Source organism: Corallococcus carmarthensis (assembly GCF_003611695.1).
Lineage (GTDB): Bacteria > Myxococcota > Myxococcia > Myxococcales > Myxococcaceae > Corallococcus > Corallococcus carmarthensis.
Genome location: NZ_RAWE01000009.1, coordinates 1 through 16,732, shown reverse-complemented (window position 1 = coordinate 16,732; position 16,732 = coordinate 1). Strand labels below are relative to the sequence as shown.

Here is a 16,732-nt window from a genome sequence, read left to right as displayed (position 1 = left end):
CATGGCCGCAACGGTGACGCGATGGCGGGGGCCGCTCAGGAAGCGAGCCACGTGCGAAGCGTGGCGTAGACCTCCGGGTGGTCGAGCAGGTCCAGGTGGTTCGCGCCCACGATGATGCGCTGGTTCGCTTCCGGGAAGCACAGCGTGAGCTCCGGCTGGGCATGCCGCCCGAGCGCGCTGTCCACCGGGACCAGCCCGTCACCGGGCAGCCGCTCCGCCAGCGCCTTCGCGGTGGTCGCGGCCACCGCATAGCAGGCCACGCCCTCCGGCAGCGTGAGGCCTCGACGGGCATCTCCACCCCACCCGAAGCGCTCCCGCCCCTCCCAGTGGGCGTCGAGCACGTTGCCAAAGCGCAGGTCCGTGACCCCGGCACCGCGGATCCGTCCCAGGCGTGCGAACGGCGCGCTGTAGGGACTGATCTCCAAGAGCACGTCCACCCAGCTTCCACCGCGCTCCAGCGGCGAACCGTGATGGGGCGTGCCAAGGCAGACGAGCTTGCGCAACAACGGACGCCAGCCATGGCCCACGGCCTCCGCCGTGAGGCACGCGCTCCGCGCCACGAGCCCCCCCATGCTGTGCCCCATGAGCGTCAGCGATTCGAGCGGCACGGGCCAGCAGGACACGAGCTGTTCCAGCAGCTCCGAGAACGCACGCCCGTTCCGGGAGATGTGCAGACCGCTGTTGTAGTGGAGATACACCGGCGTGTAGCCGAGGTCGCGCGCGAGTGCAGCGCCATGGTCATGCCCTCGCCGGCTCCACTGCAGGTCGTTCATCGAGGAGCCATGGATCAGCACGAGCAGCCGGCTCCCTGCTTCCGGAAGGGCTTCGCGCAGGGCCTCGGGATCCAGGCGCAACGGCTGCCCGTGGACCCGGAACGTCATCGGGATGGCGAGCGGGTTGCCCTGCTCCTCCAGCGCATCCCCCAGCACACCGTTCAGCGCGGAGACCACCGCCTCCCGCTGGGGCCCCGGAGCACTGTCACCCAGCCACGGTGAGAGCTGCGCGAGCACGGCATCGAGCCCTGCCCCGACGTGCCGCGTGACCTCCTGGAGTGCCGAGTAGATCCACCCCGTCACGGCCCGCGCCGGGCGCTCCAGCGGCCTGCCCAGGATGGACGGACCGCTGGCGATGGTGCAGTGCACCTCCCCGACGAGCCCCATCACGCCCCGGGTGGCCTGCACCGCGAGGCGGCTGGCACCCCGAAGGGCCTCCGCGTTCTTCCGTGTTCCCGGCGACTGGCTGTTCATGGCTCTCGCCTCCATGGCCGAACCTACCGAACCGTAACCTACCCAACCGTAGGTTCGGGGTCAAACCGGGGAACGCTTCAAGCGAGCAAGCTCCTCGCGCAGGGCGCGGTTCTCGGCGCGGAGCGTGTGGAGCTCGCTCACCATCGGGCGCATCGCGGTGTCGACTTCGGCCTCGGTGAACCGTGGCGTGATGTGCTGGGGGCAGTTCCAGTCGAAGCCCTCGACCCGGAGCACGAAGCCGCGCTCCACCTTTGCGCCGTGCCCGGGGACCACCAGGCGATCGAGCGTGGCTGCGTCCGTCTCGCGGGTGATGACGGACGCGTGCGCCAGGACCTTCAGGCGCGCGCGGTTCGGGTAGTCCACGAAGATGAGCGCGACCCGGTCGTTCTCGCTGACGTTGCCCGCGGAGATGTACTGCTTGTTCCCCCGGTAGTCCGCGAAGCCCAGCGTGTGGGCGTCCAGCACCCGGACGAAGCCCGGAGGACCGCCCCGGTGCTGGATGTACGGCCAGCCCTGGGCGCCGACGCTCGCCATGTAGAAGCTGTCACGCTCGGAGAGGAACGCGGTCTCGTCCGGACCGATCACATCCGGTGCGTCCCCTGCCCGCTCGACACGGGCGTAGGCCGCGCGGCTCCCGAACTGCTCCTGGAGCGCCTTGACCGCGGGCGTGAAGGCAAGTCTGGCGAAGCGGGGCATGGACCACTCACGGGCGACACGGCGGAATTGCCGATGCCCCATGTCTAGCCATCCAGCGCCGTGAAATAATCAGCCGGACCCGCAAGGCTTCATTGCCAACTCCGCAAGAATCATGGACCAGCTCTTCACGCTTCGGACCTTCGTCGCCGTCGCCAGACAGGGAAGCTTCTCTGGCGCGGCCCGCCGGCTTCGCATCTCTCCCTCCGTGGCGACCCGGGCCATCGCCCAGCTCGAGGAGCGGCTCGGCCTTGCGCTCCTCACGCGCACGACGCGCTCCGTGCGCCTCACCGAACGGGGCCAGGTCTATCTGGAGAGCTGCCAGCGGCTGCTCGAGGACCTGGACGAATCCGAGCGCCGTGTGCGGGGTGAGAACGCCGAACCCCGAGGCGAGCTGAGCCTCTCCGCGCCCATCGTCTTCGGACGGCTCCACGTGCTGCCGCTGGTCCAGAAGCTGCTCGCCGCGCATCCGGGCTTGTCCGTCCGGCTGCACCTGTCCGACCGGAACCAGCACCTCGTGGACGAAGGCATCGACGCGGCCGTCCGCCTGGGGGACCTGAAGGACAGTGGGCTGATCGCCCTCAAGGTCGGCACCGTCCGCCGCGTGCTGGTGGCGAGCCCGCAGTACGTGAAGCGGAAAGGGGCGCCGAAGTCGCCTGACGAGCTGATCCGCCATGAGCTGATCGCCTTCGAGAACCTCGACACAACGAACGAGTGGAGGTTCGGAGAAAAGGAGAAGCCCGTCCGCGTGCAGCCCCGGCTCATCCTGAACAGCGCGGACGCTGCCATCGCGGCCGCGGAGCGAGGCATCGGCATCGCGCGCACGCTCTCGTACCAGGTGATGGACGCCGTGCTCGCGGGGCGGTTGGTGCTGCTGCTCGGGTCGTTCGCGCCGCCACCGGTCCCGGTGAGCGTCATCTACCCCGGACGCCGGAGCGCCTCCGCGAACGTGGGCGCGTTCGTCCGCACGGTGCGCAGCCACTTCGAGGAGCACCCGCTCCAGCCTGTCGAGGCGTGGCGCCCTTCCAAGCGCGAGCCGCCAACGAAGTAAGCCAGACGCGGAAAAGAGAAAGGGCCCCGGCGTTTCCACCGGGGCCCTCTCAGAGTTGCGGGGGCAGGATTTGAACCTGCGACCTTCGGGTTATGAGCCCGACGAGCTACCAGGCTGCTCCACCCCGCGTCACCGTGCTGCGCTGCTACTGCTGCTCTCGATTTGAACACCCGGAGTCGAAACTTTCATTTCGACTCCGGGCTTTTCAAGTTGCGGGGGCAGGATTTGAACCTGCGACCTTCGGGTTATGAGCCCGACGAGCTACCAGGCTGCTCCACCCCGCGGCGAGAACGAGAGGGTAAGTACCGAAGCCACTCGCTACCGTCAACACCTATCTCGGCGCCCCATCGCATTGTCGCGACGAGCGCCGAGAAGGCGTGACGCCACTACTTGCCCAACTTGCTGAGCAGATCCGCGAAGGTGCCGAAGCCCTTCTTGCCAGCGCCCTGCGGCTGCTGCGTCTTCTGCCACGCCTCGACCTCGGCGCGCTCCTCCGCGCGGATCGCGCCGGGGATGGACAGGCGGATCTTCCCGGAGGCGTCGATGTCGATGATCGCCACCTTCAGCTCCTGCCCGATGGAGAAGTGCTTGCGCATGTCCGTGCCGCGATCCGTGCCCGTCTCGCTGGCAGGGATGAGGCCCTTGCCGCCCGGGAACGCGAGGAACACGCCGTAGGGCTCCAGCCGGTCCACCTTGCCGGTGACGACCGCGCCCACCTGGGGACGGGGCGCCGCGGGCTGCGAGGGAGCCGACGGCTGGGCCGCCTTCGCGGGACGCTCCTCGGGAGGACGCTGGGCCTCTTCCTCGGAGATGCGGCGCAGGCCGATGCGCTTGTCATTGGGGTCGATCTTCTCGACGGAGACCCAGATGACCTCGCCTTCCTTCACCGCGTCGCGCGGGTGCGCGATGCGCCGGTCGCTCAGCGCGGAGATGTGCACCAGGCCGTCCACGCCCGGGCGCAGCTCCACGAACGCGCCGAAGGGCTGGAGCCGGACGACCTTGCCCTGCAGGCGGTCGCCCTCCTTGATCTCCTCCAGCGCCTTCTTGAACGGATCCTCCTGACGCGAACGCAGCGACAGGGTGATGCGCTCCTTCTGCTTGGCCTTGTCGGCGGAGTTGGGCTGGCCCTCCTCCATGCGGAGGATCTCCACCTCCACCTCGTCGCCCTGCTTCACCACGTCGCTGGGATGCGCGACGCGCGTGTAGGAGAGCTCGGAGACGGGGATCATTCCCTCCACGCCGCCCAGGTCCACGAACACGCCGAAGTCGCGCACGCCGGAGACCTTGCCCTTGACCGTCTTGCCCACGGCCAGGGTCTTGCGCGTCTCCGTGGCCAGCCGGCGCTGCTCGTCCTCCAGCAGCGAGCGGCGCGACAGCACCACGTTGCGATCGCGCACTTCCGTCACGCGGAACTGGAGCTTCTCGCCGATGAACTGATCCGGCTTCTCCACGAAGCGGATGTCCAGCTGGCTGATGGGGCAGAAGGCGCGCGTCTCACCGATCGCCACCTCCACGCCGCCCTTGTTCACGCTGAGGACCAGGCCTTCCACCGGCATGCCGGAGGCGCGGGCCTCCGCGAGCATCGCGAAGGACGCATTGCCCTTGGCCAGCGCGCGGCTGAGCAGGATGCCCCGGGCACCCATCTCCACGACGTGCGCCTCCAGGCGGTCACCCACGCCGAAGCGCAGGATGCCCTCGTCGTCCTTGAGCTCGCGCAGCTCGATCATCGCCTCCGACTTCGCGGAGCCGTCCAGCGACACGAACGCGGTGTCCGCGCCCAGCTGGAAGATGGTGCCGGCGACCTTCTCGCCAATGCGCACGCCGCGGCGGCCGGGAGCGCCACCGTCCTTGACCTGCGCCTCGAACATGTCCGCGAAGGACTCCGTCTCCGGGACCTCCTCGTACAGGGGGCTGGGAGGCGCGGGAGCCGGCGTCACCGGACGCGGCGTCGGGGCCGGCGTGGAGGCCGCGGAGGCCTGCGCGTCGGCGCCCGTCTGCTCCGCGGTCGCGGTCGCCTCGGCGGGCTTCTCACCCTCCAGGGCGCGCGTCTCGATGGAGCCCGAGGCGCGCTTCACGACCACCATGGGGCCGGAGGGACGGCGCTCGCCGCCCCCGCTGCCACCCCGGCGCTCGCCGCCACGGCCACCGCCGCGCTCGCCGCCGCCGCGGGGCGCATCGCCCTGGGGACGCGGCTGAGACTGGGCGTCGCGCGGACCGCGCTCACCCCGGCCCGGGCCGCTCTTCTCGTCGCGGCCGCCACCGCCACGGCCACCGCCGCGCTCGTTGCCCTGGCTCCCCGAAGGGATGCCCAGCATCACGTCGCCAAACGTGGCCTTCGGCTTCTTGGGACCGAAACCGCCAGGACCGCCCGAATTTCCGCCGCTCTTCTCGTCGCTCACTGCCGAGACCTTCCGTTGACGATTTCGGCCCGGGACTTCCTTGAAGTCGGGGCCTCTTGAAAAAGGCGGCGCACTCTACACGCGCGCCATGCCCGGAGGAAGCCGCATGCGGACTTCCCCTCACAATCGGCCTCCTATCGCAACGGAAAGGGGCCTGTCCTGCATTCCGTAGGAGCCCCCAGACACCGCCTGGAGGGCAGCCTGGCCGCCGGGCGCCGCGCCGCGTCTAGCGGGCGAGCCCCAGCCGCCGGCCCACCTTGCGGAAGACGGCGCCCGCCTCTGGAACCCCCAGGGCGGCGGACACCGCGAAGTAGACGACCCCGAAGGGCACCGCGGTGGCCAGGAGGCCCAGCACCGGGTGCAGCCGGGGCGGCACGAGCAGCCCCCCACCCCACTCCAGGCCCACGTCGGGCATGGGGCCCAGGAGGCCGGTGAGGCCCTGCTTGACGGCCAGCGCCACGAGCCCGCCCACCACCGCCGCGCCGTACAGCTTGGGCAGGAGCCCCGCCGGCAGGCCCACGGGACCCACGATGGAGCGCAGCTTGCGGCGCAGGAGCGTGGTCTCCACCCAGGCCACGATGCCGCTGGACAGGGTGAGGAAGGCGGCGCCCAGCTCCCGGGGCAGCCCCAGCCGCTCCGGCAGCCACAGCGCCAGGAACCACGCCTTCACGGTGCCCAGGGCCACGCGCACGATGGCGTAGCGCAGGGGCGTCTTCGGATCCTTCAGCGCGTAGAAGGCGGACGCGTAGAGCCGGCCCACGGTGGACGCCACCAGGCCCACCGCCGCGCCCATCAGCAGGTACCAGAGGTAGCGCGAGTCCGCCGCGCCGAAGCGGCCCGTTTGGAGGAGCGCGCCGCTGACCATGTCCCCCAGGAAGAGGAGCGCGGCGGCGGACGGCACCACCCAGAAGGCGATGCGCCGCGAGCCCGCGTCGATGCGGGTTCTCAGCTTCTCGTGGGCCTGGGCCTCCCCATCCGCCGTGGCGCGCGCCATCTCCGGCAGCTCCGCGGCGGATACCGCCATGCCGAAGAGGCTCACCGGGATGAGGTAGATGGTCTGCGCGTAGAGGAGCGAGGACAGCGCGCGGCTGGAGATGAGCGACGCGAAGGCGGTGTCCACCCACGCGCTGAACTGCACCACGCCGCGCCCCAGCACCACCGGGCCGAAGTTCTTCATCACCTGGCGCACGGACGCGCTCGCCAGCGACACCACCGGGCGGAAGTGGCCCAGCAGGCGCAGCACCGTGGGCACCTGCACCGCGAACTGGAGGAAGCTGCCCAGCACCACGCCCCAGGCCAGCCACTCCGTCAGGGCCTCCTCCGCGGCGCGCCCGCCGGACGCGTACCGGCCGCCCACCCCCAACAGCGTGGCGATGATGACGAGGTTCCACACCACGGGCGCCAGGTACGACAGCAGGAAGCGCCGGTGGCTGTTGAGGATGCCCAGGCACCACGCGCTCAACACCAGGAAGCCCGTGCCAGGGAAGAGGATGCGCACCAGCCGCACGGCCAGGTCGCGATCGCCGCCCTCGAAGCCCGGCGCGATGAGGTCCACGAACAGCGGCGTGGCCAGCATGCCCAGCGCCACCATCATGCCCGTGGCCAGGGCCAGCAGGCCGAACACCGCGCCCGCGACCCGGTCCGCCTCGTCCGCGTCCTTCTTGCCCAGCAGCTGGGCGTAGACGGGGATGAAGGAGCCGGACAGCACGCCTTCGCCGAAGAGGTTCTGGAGGAAGTTGGGGATGCGCAGCGCGGCCTTGAAGACGGCGGCCGTCTCCGCGTTGCCCAGGTAGTGCGCGAAGACCCGCTCGCGCACCAGGCCCATCAAGCGCGACGCCAGGATGCCGATGGCGACCAGCGTGGCGCCGCGTCCCCCCGCGTGCTTGGGTTCGGCCGGCACAGGAGCTGCCGGGGGGACTGGCTGCGAATGAGAGGCAGGAGCAGGGGCGGTCACGAAGGCGCGGACTCTACGTCCACCGTCTTTCTTCGTGCAGCAGGAAACCCGGCGACCGCTGTTTCACTTGACGGTCTCGCCATGGGTTGCGAGGGTCCGCCCCCAATGGCCGGAAAGTCCGACACCGAGAGGTCCGACGTCGCGCGCATCCGCGCCGTGCTGGCACGCGAACTCGAGACCATCAACGAGTACGAGGCCTACGCCGAGGACTCCTCCAATCCGGAGGTCCGCGCCTTCTTCCTCCACCTGGCGGCGGAGGAGAAGGAGCACGTGTCCGAAGCCACCCACATGCTCCGGATGCTCGACAAGGGCCAGGACGCGCACTTCGCCAAGCCCTTCGTCCCCGGCCACTTCCAGGCCGCCGTTGGAAACGTCCCCTCCGAGCCCGCCGTGCCTTCGCCCGTGATCACGCAGGCGCCGCCCGCGGTGAGTCGCCTGGCGAACGAGCCCCTGACGAACCTGCCGCCCCAGCGCCTCATCTATGGCGTCCCCGCGCCGCCGCCTTCGGCCAACAGCCATCCCCTCACCATCGGCAGCCTGCGCCGGGGTGGTGGCGGTGGCTCCGGTAGCGGTCGCTGAAATCCTTTCGCCCTCTTCCTCCTCTCCCCTCCTCTGCCGCCGCTCGTGCCGGAGACACTGATGCCTGACTTCCTTGGACATGCCGAGAACCCACTGCGCGAAGAGGAGTGGGCGCGCCTCAACGAGACGGTGATCCAGGTGGCGCGCCGTTCGCTGGTGGGCCGCCGCATCCTGGACATCTACGGGCCGCTGGGCGCGGGCGTGCAGACCGTGGCCTACGACGAGTTCCAGGGCGTGTCCCCGGGCGCGGTGGACATCGTCGGTGAGCAGGAGACCGCGATGGTCTTCACCGACGTGCGCAAGTTCAAGACCATCCCGATCATCTACAAGGACTTCCTGCTGCACTGGCGGGACATCGAGGCGGCGCGCACGCACAACATGCCGCTGGACGTGTCCGCCGCCGCCGGCGCCGCCGCGCTGTGCGCGCAGCAGGAAGACGAGCTCATCTTCTACGGCGACCAGCGCCTGGGCTACGAGGGCCTGATGACGGCCAACGGCCGCCTCACCGCCACGCTGGGGGACTGGACGGCGCCGGGCGGCGGCTTCCAGACCATCGTGGAGGCCACGCGCAAGCTCAACGAGGCCGGCCACTTCGGGCCCTACGCCGTGGTGCTGTCGCCCCGGCTGTACTCGCAGCTGCACCGCATCTACGAGAAGACGGGCGTGCTCGAAATCGAGACCATCCGCCAGCTCGCGTCCGACGGCGTCTACCAGTCCAACCGCCTGCGCGGTGAGTCCGGCGTGGTGGTGTCCACGGGCCGGGAGAACATGGACCTGGCGGTGGCCATGGACATGGTCGCGGCCTACCTGGGCGCCAGCAAGATGAACCACCCGTTCCGCGTGCTGGAGTCGCTGCTCCTGCGCATCAAGCACCCGGACGCCATCTGCACGCTGGAAGGCGCCCTTCCCGCCGCTCCCCCGGCGCGGCGCTAGTCTCCTTCCACGCACGGAGGCTTATGGCGAAGGTCCTGGTCATCGACGACGAGACGAACCTGCGCAAGGTGCTGGCCGCCCTGCTGCGCCGCGACGGGTTCGACGTCACCGTGGCGGAGAACGGCGAGCAGGGCCTGGCCGAGTTCCACAAGAACGGCGCGGACATCGTCGTCACCGACCTGGTGATGCCCAAGCTGGGCGGCATGGAAGTCCTTGCCGCCGTGCGCACCGCCAACCCGGACGTGCCGGTGATCATCATCACCGCGCACGGCACCGTGGACTCCGCCGTGGAGGCCATCAAGGCGGGCGCGTTCGACTACATCACCAAGCCCTTTGATCAGGCGGAGCTGTCCTCCGTCGTGGCCAAGGCCGCCAAGACGAACGAGAGCGCCAAGCGCTCCGTGCGCGCGGACCACAAGGCCCGGTCCGCCATCATCGGCGAGTCGCCGCCGATCCAGGACGTCTACAAGATCATCGACAAGGTCGCGGACACGCCCTCCACGGTGCTGATCACCGGGGAGAGCGGCACGGGCAAGGAGCTCATCGCCACCGCGCTGCACGGCGCGTCCAGCCGCCGCGACAAGCCGTTCATCAAGATCAACTGCGCCGCCATCCCCGCCACGCTCCTGGAGAGCGAGCTGTTCGGCTACGAGAAGGGCGCCTTCACCGGCGCCGTCACGTCCAAGCCGGGCCGCTTCGAGCTGGCCGACGAGGGCACCCTCTTCCTGGACGAGATTGGCGAGATCCCCGTCGAGATGCAGGTGAAGCTGCTGCGCGCGCTCCAGGAGGGCGAGTTCGAGCGCGTGGGCGGCATCAAGACGACGCGCGTGAACGTGCGCCTGGTGGCCGCCACCAACCGCGACCTCCAGGCGGAGATTGAAGCGGGCCGCTTCCGCAAGGACCTGTACTACCGGCTGGCCGTGGTGCCCATCGTGCTGCCCGCCCTGCGCGAGCGCCGCAGCGACATCCCGATGCTCGCCCAGCACTTCGTGGACAAGTACAACCGGCGCCTCCACAAGAAGATCGAAGGCATCGCCGACGACGCGCTCGCGCTGCTCCAGGCGTACGCGTGGCCGGGCAACATCCGCGAGCTGGAGAACCTCATCGAGCGCGTGCTGCTCTTCGCGGACGGCCCCCTCATCACCGCCAGGGATCTGCCGGAGCCGGTGCGCGGGGGAGCGGGCGTGCAGGCGGGGGCACCGGTCGCCGCCTCGCTGGGCACGCTGGATGTCCCCGTGGGCGAGGTGGGCCTCAAGGACATCGTGCGCATGAAGGCCGCGGAGCTGGAGCGGGACCTCATCGTCAAGAAGCTGGACGAGACGGGCGGCAACGTCACGCGCGCCGCGCGCCTCCTGCAGATCAGCCGCAAGTCGCTCCAGACGAAGATGAAGGAGTTCGGCCTGCGCGACACCACCCCGGACGGTCAGGACGACGGCCCGGACGAGTAGCCCCCGGGGCGCCGAAATATCGCCTTTTCGCCAGCGGTTTCGGCCCCCGCGTACCTTCTTACCCTCAGGGAGCCTGAATGCGGCCGAATCTTCCCACCCTCGGTGGACCACCGAAGCGCAATCCCTTCGGACCGGTGGTTGCCGTCTCCGTCATCCTCGGCGCGGCCGCGGGTGGCGTGTGGTGGTGGAAACAGCGCATGGCGGATGTCCCCATGGACGTCGCCTCGCAGACCGTGACCGCGCTGGACGCCGGCACCGTGGCGGAAGCCCCCGTGGCCGCGCCCGTGCCCGCCGACCCCGTGAAGGCCGCCGGCCTGGAGCGCGTGTCCATCCGCATCGAGGGCCCGCTGGAGACGGCGCTCGTCCAGGCCTCCGACGCCACCGTGGGCCCCGCCCTGGCGCAGGTGGTGACGCGCACGCTGGTGTGGTGGGTGCGAGTCCCCGGTGAAATCCTCCGGGGGGACACGCTGGACGTGCTCTTCCAGCGCCGCCCCAACGAGGAGCCGCTGGTGTACGCGGTGCGCTTCGTGAGCGGCAAGACGGGCCAGACGCACCGCGCCTACCGCTTCACGCCCGCGGGTGAGCCGAACTCGCACTACTACCTGCCTGGCGGCGACGAGCTGGAGCTGCGGATGGAGAAGTCGCCCATCGACAGCTACGAGCAGATCACCTCCCTGCTGCGCGACGGCCGCGGCCACAAGGGCGTGGACTTCCGCGCGCCGGTGGGCACCACCGTCCGGGCGCCCTTCGCGGGCGTCGTCAAGCGCAAGAACTGGAACTTCGGCAGCAACGGCAACTGCATCGAGCTGGTGGAGTCCGGGGGCAAGGGCCGCCGCGCGCTCTTCCTGCACCTGTCGGAGCTGCCCCGCTCGGTCCAGGCCGGGATGCGCGTGTCCGCGGGCCAGGTGCTGGCCCAGAGCGGCAACACGGGCCACTCCTTCGCCCCCCACCTGCACTACCAGCTCATGACCGGGGACGACCGGGTCCTGGACCCCTTCGACCAGCACAAGACCTACCGGGCCGCCCTGGTGGCCACCCAGAAGGGCGCCTTCGACGCCGAGGTCCAGCGGCTGGACGGACTGCTCGGGACGCCCGTGGCGGGCAAGTAAGGCCCACCCATTTCTTGACACTCCTCCGACGGCACGGCTAGCTGGCAGGCCTGGGCCGTGGTCGTCGGAGGTAGTGGATGCACAGGTTTCGCGCCGTCATCGCCGCGCTGACGCTGGGCGTGCCTTTCGCCGCCAGCGCGGCGGACATCACCCGGATTGCTTCCTCGTTCGAGGATGATGATCCGTTTGACCTCTTCCTCGATGTGGGCTTCGAGCGCACGCAGACGCGCGCGAAGATCGTCCGCGAGCAGCTCGCTGGCGGCGACGCCACCGACGTCAGGGAGGTCAACGAGCTCTGGTACAAGGGCGTGGACGCGCGGCTGAATCTGGCCGTGGCCTTCGGCCTCTGGAAGGACCTGGAGTTCAGCTTCAAGCTGCCCATCGTCTTCCAGCAGAACGAGACCTGGAACTTCGTGTCGGGCACGAACCAGGGCAACTCCACCATCACCAACAGCTGCTTCAACGCGGACGGCTCGCCCTACTCCGCCGAGGGCTGCGTGGGCCGGCTGTTCCAGGTGCCCCAGGAGAGCTACCGGGGCGGCGTGGGCAATGTTCACTTCGGTCTGGCGTACGCCTTCTTCAACCAGGAGAAGGACGACACCAAGCCCACGTGGATCATCGGCATCGACTACGAGGCGCCCACCGCAAAGCAGCGCGACCCGAGCCTGGACAACACCGACCCGGATGGCGACCGCGGCAACGTGGGCGACCGCGTCCACAAGTACCAGCTCTACACGGCCTTCTCGCGGCGCATGGGCGTGGCGGAGCCGTACTTCAAGGCGTCCTACACCATCCCGGTGCGCGGCCCCGGCGCCTACTCCAACTGCGACCAGTCCGGCGCCAACCCGCCCAACCTGGGCGCCCCGGGCAACTGCTACAAGGAGCCGTGGACCCGCAACGAGACGGGCATCCATGCCCCCTCGCAGACGGCGCTGACCTTCGGCATGGAGCTGGTGCCCTTCGAGAGCGCGGCGAAGTCCCAGAAGCTCACCCTGGACCTGCGGCTGTTGGGCAACTACGTGGGCCGCGGCCGGTACTACAACGAGCTGAGCTCCGCGCTGCGCAAGCTGCTCACCTCCGACGACTACCTCCAGGTGGGCGGTCAGTTCGGCGTCACCGCCCGCGCCGCCCAGGCCTTCACCATCTACGCCTCCGGCAAGTTCCTCTACAACACGGACCACCTGCTCACGACCGAGGCCATTGGCCAGGACGTGAACGGCGACGGCACCGTGGACACCGCGGTGGGCTCGCCGGAGCTGAACCCCACGTTCGACTGGCGCTACGACCTGGTGTCCCGCCGCTTCCGGGCCATCCAGAGCACCACGTTCCGCTTCGACCTGGGCGCGACCTTCAGCTTCTGAAGCGCCACGCCTGAAGCAGCGGAGGGCCTCCCCTACCGCTGCTTCAACCCCAGGCCCAGCCGGTACACCTCCTGGCCGGGCCACCCCGCGCGGCGGGCCAGCTCCGTGCTCAGCGGCTTGAGCTTCTCGCCGCGAGCCAGGCCCGCCTCCAGCGCCCGGCGCAGCTCGTCCTCGCTCCAGCGCTGCTCGCCGGTGCGGCCCTCCACCAGCACCACCACCTCGCCCCGGGTCTCCTCGCCCGCGTAGCGCGCGACGAGGGTGGACAGCGGCCCCCGGACGAACTCCTCGTGCAACTTGGTCAGCTCGCGCGCCACGCACGCGCGCCGGTCCCCCCAGGCCTCCTGGAGGTCCACCAGCGTCTCCGCCAGGCGGCGCGGGGATTCGTAGAGGACGCAGGTGGCGGACAGGGGGGCCACCTCGTCCAGCATGGCCCGGCGCTCCGGCCCCTTGCGCGGCAGGAAGCCCAGGAAGTGGAAGCGCCCGGTGGGCAGCCCCGACGCGCTCAAGGCGGCCACCAGGGCCGTGGGCCCGGGCACCGGCTCCACCTTCAGGCCGCGCTCCAGCGCCTCCGCCACCAGCTTCTCACCCGGGTCGCTGATGCCGGGGCTGCCCGCGTCGGTGATGAGCGCGCAGTCCTCCCCCGCTTCGATGCGGTCCAGGATGCGCCCGGCGCGCTGCCCCTCCGCGAATGCGGGCAGGCTCACCAGGTCCTTCCCGGCGATGCCGAAGTGGTCCAACAGGATGCGCGAGTGCCGGGTGTCCTCGCACGCGAGCAAGCCCACGGTGCGCAGCGTCTCCAGGGCCCGGGCGGTGACGTCCCCCAGGTTCCCGATGGGCGTGGCCACGAGGTAGAGCGTTCCAGCCAAGGGATGGATTCCTTTACATGCCAGCGTCGAAGGCGGCGGGCAGGTGCTCCACCCGGGCGTGCTCGCCCTGGCCCACGACGGAGATGACGTCGAAGCGCACCATGCGCCCGTCGATGCCGTTCTGGAAGAGAAAGAAACCAGCCTCCCATCACGCTGTTGAACCGTGTTGATTCCTCAGAGTTTCCGAGGACTTCGCGCGGCAGTGGGTTTGATGCTGTTGCTTCCTCGCGCCTCTTGGTGACGGCTGGCGAGCACGCAGCGAGCACACGGGTTCAGGCCGACGTCTTCCGCGCTCGTGTCCCTGCCGTCGCGGGATGCGCGGACTGCACCGCCGCCCAGGCATGCCTCCAACACGCACTGGAAGCCGCCGTGCGGCTCCTCCCGGAACGCCTCCGTTCGTAACGCCCTGCCCTTGCCGCACGGGGCGCGAACGAGCCCCGCCACCCGCTGACCGCGCGCCGAAGCGCGCGGCGGAGAGAGCCTCACCATGAAACGTTCGTCTCGCACCCAGTCCCGAACCGTCCAGCGTCCTGCTGGACCGTCCAGTGTCCCGGACGCCTCCCCCAGGCTGCTCGGAGAGAAGCTCCGCGCGTACCTGTCTACCGGCGCGGCAGGCCTCGGGGTCAGCCTGGAGCCTTCGGAGTGCCTGGCCGTCCTCAACGCGATTGGGCATGCCAGGCAGGCCGGGCCGCTCACGCCCTCGGGGACGGACACCGACGCGGTGACAGCGTTCCGGCGCTCACTCCCGCTGGTGCCGGGCTGCGCGGTGTGCAGCGCCAGCACCATGGGCGGGCAGCCCCCCATGGCCTGCTGGCAGCACGCTCTCCCGGCGGCCGTGAACGAGGCCGCGCGCCTCCGGCAGCAGATCGAAGATGTCCATGCGCTGGTGCGCGCCCTGGCTGACACCTTCGGAGAGCGCAAGGCCGTCCCCGGCCAGCTGCTGAGGACCCTCGACGTCCAGGTGCAGGCGTTCCGTGACAACGGAGGCGCCCTTTGAGCGCGGCGCTGACGGCAGTCATCCGGCAGTCGCTGGGGCTCATTGCCGGTAGCGCCAGACGTGGCCGCCGCAAAGCGGCGAGTGCAGCCGCGTCCACCGCCGTCGACACCCTGGAGCGCGAGCTGGTGGCGCTCCGGGCGCAGGTCGAAGCGGTGCGCCCGCTGGTGGACTGGGCCCGCACCACCCTGAATCTGCGCGATGAGGCCGACGATGCCCAGACGCAGGGGCACGTCATTGTGCTCGACGTCCGCGGCAAGGCGCGCGTGAGCGTCAACGTCGAGCAGCTCCGCGCCGCTGTGGCCGTGTTCCCCCCGCCTGCCCTTTCGCCCCTGTTGACGACTCCCGCCATGCGCCGGACGGCCGTGGCCTACCTGCTGGAGACGACGCCGGCGAGCCAGCTGGGGCTACTGCGCAAGCGCCTCCACGACGAGGCGCAGCTGATGCAGCTCGGCGGCTGCGCCGTCTGCTGGGCGCCGCGGTCCTTCGCGGAGGTCTACCACGAGCGCGCCGACGTACCGGCGGGCACGTGCAGCAGCGAGCGGTGCCGCGAGCTGTGGAGCGAGGCGCGCAGTCGGGAGGCGTCCTGGCGGCAGCAGGTCCGCGCCGTTGTCGGTGAGGAGGCGTCCCATGCGTGACCTGCTCACGCTAGCGGGCGTCCTCGTCGCGCTCGCTGTCCTCCGCGTCGTCGTCGCCCTTCAGGAGCTGGAGGCGGCATGAGCCCCTGCGACGCCCCCATGCGCGTGCCCATTTTCGGCGCGACCGCACTCCAGCCGTGGGCCTGGGCTGTCCAGGTCCGCAACGCGCCCGTCCTCAACCTGCATCGGCCCCCGGCGCCGGATGTCCTGGGCACCTACGTCGCGGTGTGCGCGGCGGCGGAGTACGTGCCCGAACTGGCCGAGTGGATGGCCTCCTGGCACGGGCCGGGCGTCAGCGCCCCACGCGCGGGCGAGGTGCCCACCAGCGCGGTTGTGGCGGTGGCTCGCGTCGCCGCGGTGTCACTGTGGCCGGACGGCGAGCAGCAGTCGCGCTGGTACGTGGGCCCGGTAGGGCTTTGGCTGGAGGAGCCGGTAGCACTGCCGGAGCCGGTGGCTTGCCCTCCCGGTCCGGCGGACGCGTTGTGGGAGCTGCCCGCGCCGACGTTGGCCCGCGTGCGTCTGGCCTTCGGCTCCGTGGCCCAGGCGGACCGGGCGCGCTGGGACACCTACGAGGCCCGTGCCGCGCGCGCAGAGAGCCGTGAGCCCGCCACTCTCCGCGAGCGCGTCCTGCGCATGTGCACATGCCGGCGCGCGATGACGCCCTGTCGCACGTGCCGCTCCTGGCGCTGCACTGCGCCCGGCTGCCCGCCGCATACCTGCGCCGCGGTGGGGTCCCCGTGAGCCGCTGCCGACTGCCCGCCGTGCGCTGCGAGCGTTGCGGAGCCATCCGACTGGGCGACGCCATCACCAACGAGGGCCTGCCGTCGCCCCACGCCCCGCGCACTGCCTCCGAGGCGGTGCGCGGGAAGCACCCGGGCCCGTGGCCCACCTGCCGTCACGGCATCGCCTGGCAGGCCGACTGCGTGGACCAGCCCGTGCCGCCCAGCTGCTGCCGGCACCCGCCCTGCGTGCTGACGCCGCCCACGTGGCTGGCCCCGCCCCACCCCATCGCGTCCGACACCTCCGAGGAGTCGTAGCCCATGAGCACCTGCCCCACACCTCCCGCTCGCCCTCGCCGACGTCCCGTGATGCCTCCGTCCCTGGAGGTGTCCGCCCAGGAGCCCGTTCCCGCCGGCATGGTGCGCCTGCTGTCCGGGCAGCTCGTCACCGAGGAGGACGCGAGCCAGGTGATCCCCGGCGACCTGCCGCCCGAGGCGCGCTGGCCAACGCCCACGGACGTCGCGCCCGACGTCGGCCACCAGCTTCCCGGTGACGAGTCCTGCTCCCACGCTGACGAACTGGAGCGCGTGCGCGCCGAGCTCGCCCGCAGCGATGAGGCGCTGCTCCACGAGCGCGAGTCCCGCCTGCGCGCCGAAGCCGAGCTGTCGGGCTTCGCCCGGGCCGTCGCACTACTTGTCCCTGCGCTCGCTGTCCCCTGCGTGTCCCGCCCCCCTGTCCCC

At 70.6% G+C, this 16,732-nt stretch carries 16 protein-coding genes and 2 tRNA genes; 11 read left to right on the top strand and 7 right to left on the bottom strand.

Annotated elements, in window-relative coordinates; translation table 11 throughout:
• Nucleotides 1-35 precede the first annotated feature (35 nt).
• Together D7X32_RS04270 and D7X32_RS04265 are read right to left on the bottom strand one after the other, a co-directional pair.
• Nucleotides 36-1,247 carry an esterase/lipase family protein gene (locus D7X32_RS04270; RefSeq protein WP_120601215.1) on the bottom strand — a complete coding sequence of 404 codons (1,212 nt, stop codon included), beginning with the start codon at nt 1,245-1,247 and terminating at the stop codon, nt 36-38.
• 60 nt (nt 1,248-1,307) lie between these two features.
• A complete protein-coding gene (locus D7X32_RS04265) occupies nt 1,308-1,985 on the bottom strand; it encodes a pyridoxamine 5'-phosphate oxidase family protein (RefSeq protein WP_244238840.1) in 678 nt (225 codons plus the stop codon).
• 70 nt (nt 1,986-2,055) lie between these two features.
• Between D7X32_RS04265 and D7X32_RS04260 the strand changes: the two genes are divergently transcribed.
• Complete coding sequence (locus D7X32_RS04260; RefSeq protein ID WP_120601213.1) at nt 2,056-2,991, top strand: LysR family transcriptional regulator; 936 nt, start codon at nt 2,056-2,058, stop codon at nt 2,989-2,991.
• A gap of 55 nt (nt 2,992-3,046) precedes the next feature.
• Here D7X32_RS04260 and D7X32_RS04255 read toward each other — a convergent pair.
• The 4 genes from D7X32_RS04255 to murJ form a co-directional block, all read right to left on the bottom strand.
• A tRNA-Met gene (locus D7X32_RS04255) sits at nt 3,047-3,120 on the bottom strand.
• 81 nt (nt 3,121-3,201) lie between these two features.
• Nucleotides 3,202-3,275 (bottom strand) — tRNA-Met (locus tag D7X32_RS04250).
• A gap of 102 nt (nt 3,276-3,377) precedes the next feature.
• Nucleotides 3,378-5,390, bottom strand: a complete 2,013-nt coding sequence (locus tag D7X32_RS04245) for a S1 RNA-binding domain-containing protein (RefSeq protein WP_120601212.1) — start codon at nt 5,388-5,390, stop codon at nt 3,378-3,380.
• A 226-nt stretch (nt 5,391-5,616) separates the two neighbouring features.
• On the bottom strand, nt 5,617-7,290 hold the full coding sequence (gene murJ / locus D7X32_RS04240; protein WP_279635558.1) for a murein biosynthesis integral membrane protein MurJ: 1,674 nt from the start codon (nt 7,288-7,290) through the stop codon (nt 5,617-5,619).
• Between the two features lie 159 nt (nt 7,291-7,449).
• On the opposite strand from murJ, the gene encB reads away from it, so the two are divergent.
• The 5 genes from encB (at nt 7,450) to D7X32_RS04215 (ending at nt 12,774) form a co-directional block, all read left to right on the top strand.
• Nucleotides 7,450-7,923 (top strand): encapsulin nanocompartment ferritin-like cargo protein EncB, encoded by a 474-nt coding sequence (encB, locus tag D7X32_RS04235; RefSeq protein WP_120601210.1) that lies wholly within the window; start codon nt 7,450-7,452, stop codon nt 7,921-7,923.
• Between the two features lie 60 nt (nt 7,924-7,983).
• The gene (encA, locus tag D7X32_RS04230; protein WP_120601209.1) at nt 7,984-8,856 is read left to right on the top strand and encodes an encapsulin nanocompartment shell protein EncA; all 873 of its coding nucleotides are present in this window, start codon (nt 7,984-7,986) and stop codon (nt 8,854-8,856) included.
• A gap of 23 nt (nt 8,857-8,879) precedes the next feature.
• A complete protein-coding gene (locus D7X32_RS04225) occupies nt 8,880-10,304 on the top strand; it encodes a sigma-54-dependent transcriptional regulator (RefSeq protein ID WP_120601208.1) in 1,425 nt (474 codons plus the stop codon).
• A 77-nt stretch (nt 10,305-10,381) separates the two neighbouring features.
• Complete coding sequence (locus D7X32_RS04220) at nt 10,382-11,413, top strand: peptidoglycan DD-metalloendopeptidase family protein (RefSeq protein ID WP_120601207.1); 1,032 nt, start codon at nt 10,382-10,384, stop codon at nt 11,411-11,413.
• A gap of 77 nt (nt 11,414-11,490) precedes the next feature.
• Nucleotides 11,491-12,774 carry a hypothetical protein gene (locus D7X32_RS04215; protein WP_120601206.1) on the top strand — a complete coding sequence of 428 codons (1,284 nt, stop codon included), beginning with the start codon at nt 11,491-11,493 and terminating at the stop codon, nt 12,772-12,774.
• A 32-nt stretch (nt 12,775-12,806) separates the two neighbouring features.
• Here the strand turns inward: D7X32_RS04215 and rsmI are convergent, their stop codons facing one another.
• Nucleotides 12,807-13,640, bottom strand: a complete 834-nt coding sequence (gene rsmI, locus D7X32_RS04210; RefSeq protein WP_120601205.1) for a 16S rRNA (cytidine(1402)-2'-O)-methyltransferase — start codon at nt 13,638-13,640, stop codon at nt 12,807-12,809.
• Nucleotides 13,641-14,127: 487 nt separating this feature from the next.
• On the opposite strand from rsmI, the gene D7X32_RS04200 reads away from it, so the two are divergent.
• The 5 genes from D7X32_RS04200 to D7X32_RS04180 form a co-directional block, all read left to right on the top strand.
• Nucleotides 14,128-14,637: a hypothetical protein gene (locus tag D7X32_RS04200; RefSeq protein WP_120601204.1), complete on the top strand. Its 510-nt coding sequence runs from the start codon at nt 14,128-14,130 to the stop codon at nt 14,635-14,637.
• Nucleotides 14,634-15,272, top strand: coding sequence for a hypothetical protein (locus D7X32_RS04195; protein ID WP_120601203.1), 639 nt, complete (start codon nt 14,634-14,636; stop codon nt 15,270-15,272). Before D7X32_RS04200 ends, D7X32_RS04195 begins: the two co-directional genes overlap by 4 nt.
• A gap of 78 nt (nt 15,273-15,350) precedes the next feature.
• Nucleotides 15,351-16,013: a hypothetical protein gene (locus tag D7X32_RS04190; RefSeq protein WP_120601202.1), complete on the top strand. Its 663-nt coding sequence runs from the start codon at nt 15,351-15,353 to the stop codon at nt 16,011-16,013.
• Nucleotides 16,010-16,309: a hypothetical protein gene (locus D7X32_RS04185; protein WP_120601274.1), complete on the top strand. Its 300-nt coding sequence runs from the start codon at nt 16,010-16,012 to the stop codon at nt 16,307-16,309. The genes D7X32_RS04190 and D7X32_RS04185 overlap by 4 nt, the downstream gene beginning before the upstream one ends.
• Before the next feature lie 51 nt (nt 16,310-16,360).
• A partial coding sequence (locus D7X32_RS04180) for a hypothetical protein (protein WP_147450023.1) occupies nt 16,361-16,732 on the top strand: 372 nt, incomplete at its 3' end.

Coding starts and splice junctions, on each gene's coding strand:
- D7X32_RS04270 (WP_120601215.1), bottom strand. CDS start 1,247: ATGAACAGCCAGTCGCCGGGAACACGGAAGAACGCGGAGGCCCTTCGG.
- D7X32_RS04265 (WP_244238840.1), bottom strand. CDS start 1,985: ATGGGGCATCGGCAATTCCGCCGTGTCGCCCGTGAGTGGTCCATGCCC.
- D7X32_RS04260 (WP_120601213.1), top strand. CDS start 2,056: ATGGACCAGCTCTTCACGCTTCGGACCTTCGTCGCCGTCGCCAGACAG.
- encB (WP_120601210.1), top strand. CDS start 7,450: ATGGCCGGAAAGTCCGACACCGAGAGGTCCGACGTCGCGCGCATCCGC.
- encA (WP_120601209.1), top strand. CDS start 7,984: ATGCCTGACTTCCTTGGACATGCCGAGAACCCACTGCGCGAAGAGGAG.
- D7X32_RS04225 (WP_120601208.1), top strand. CDS start 8,880: ATGGCGAAGGTCCTGGTCATCGACGACGAGACGAACCTGCGCAAGGTG.
- D7X32_RS04220 (WP_120601207.1), top strand. CDS start 10,382: ATGCGGCCGAATCTTCCCACCCTCGGTGGACCACCGAAGCGCAATCCC.
- D7X32_RS04215 (WP_120601206.1), top strand. CDS start 11,491: ATGCACAGGTTTCGCGCCGTCATCGCCGCGCTGACGCTGGGCGTGCCT.
- D7X32_RS04200 (WP_120601204.1), top strand. CDS start 14,128: ATGAAACGTTCGTCTCGCACCCAGTCCCGAACCGTCCAGCGTCCTGCT.
- D7X32_RS04190 (WP_120601202.1), top strand. CDS start 15,351: ATGAGCCCCTGCGACGCCCCCATGCGCGTGCCCATTTTCGGCGCGACC.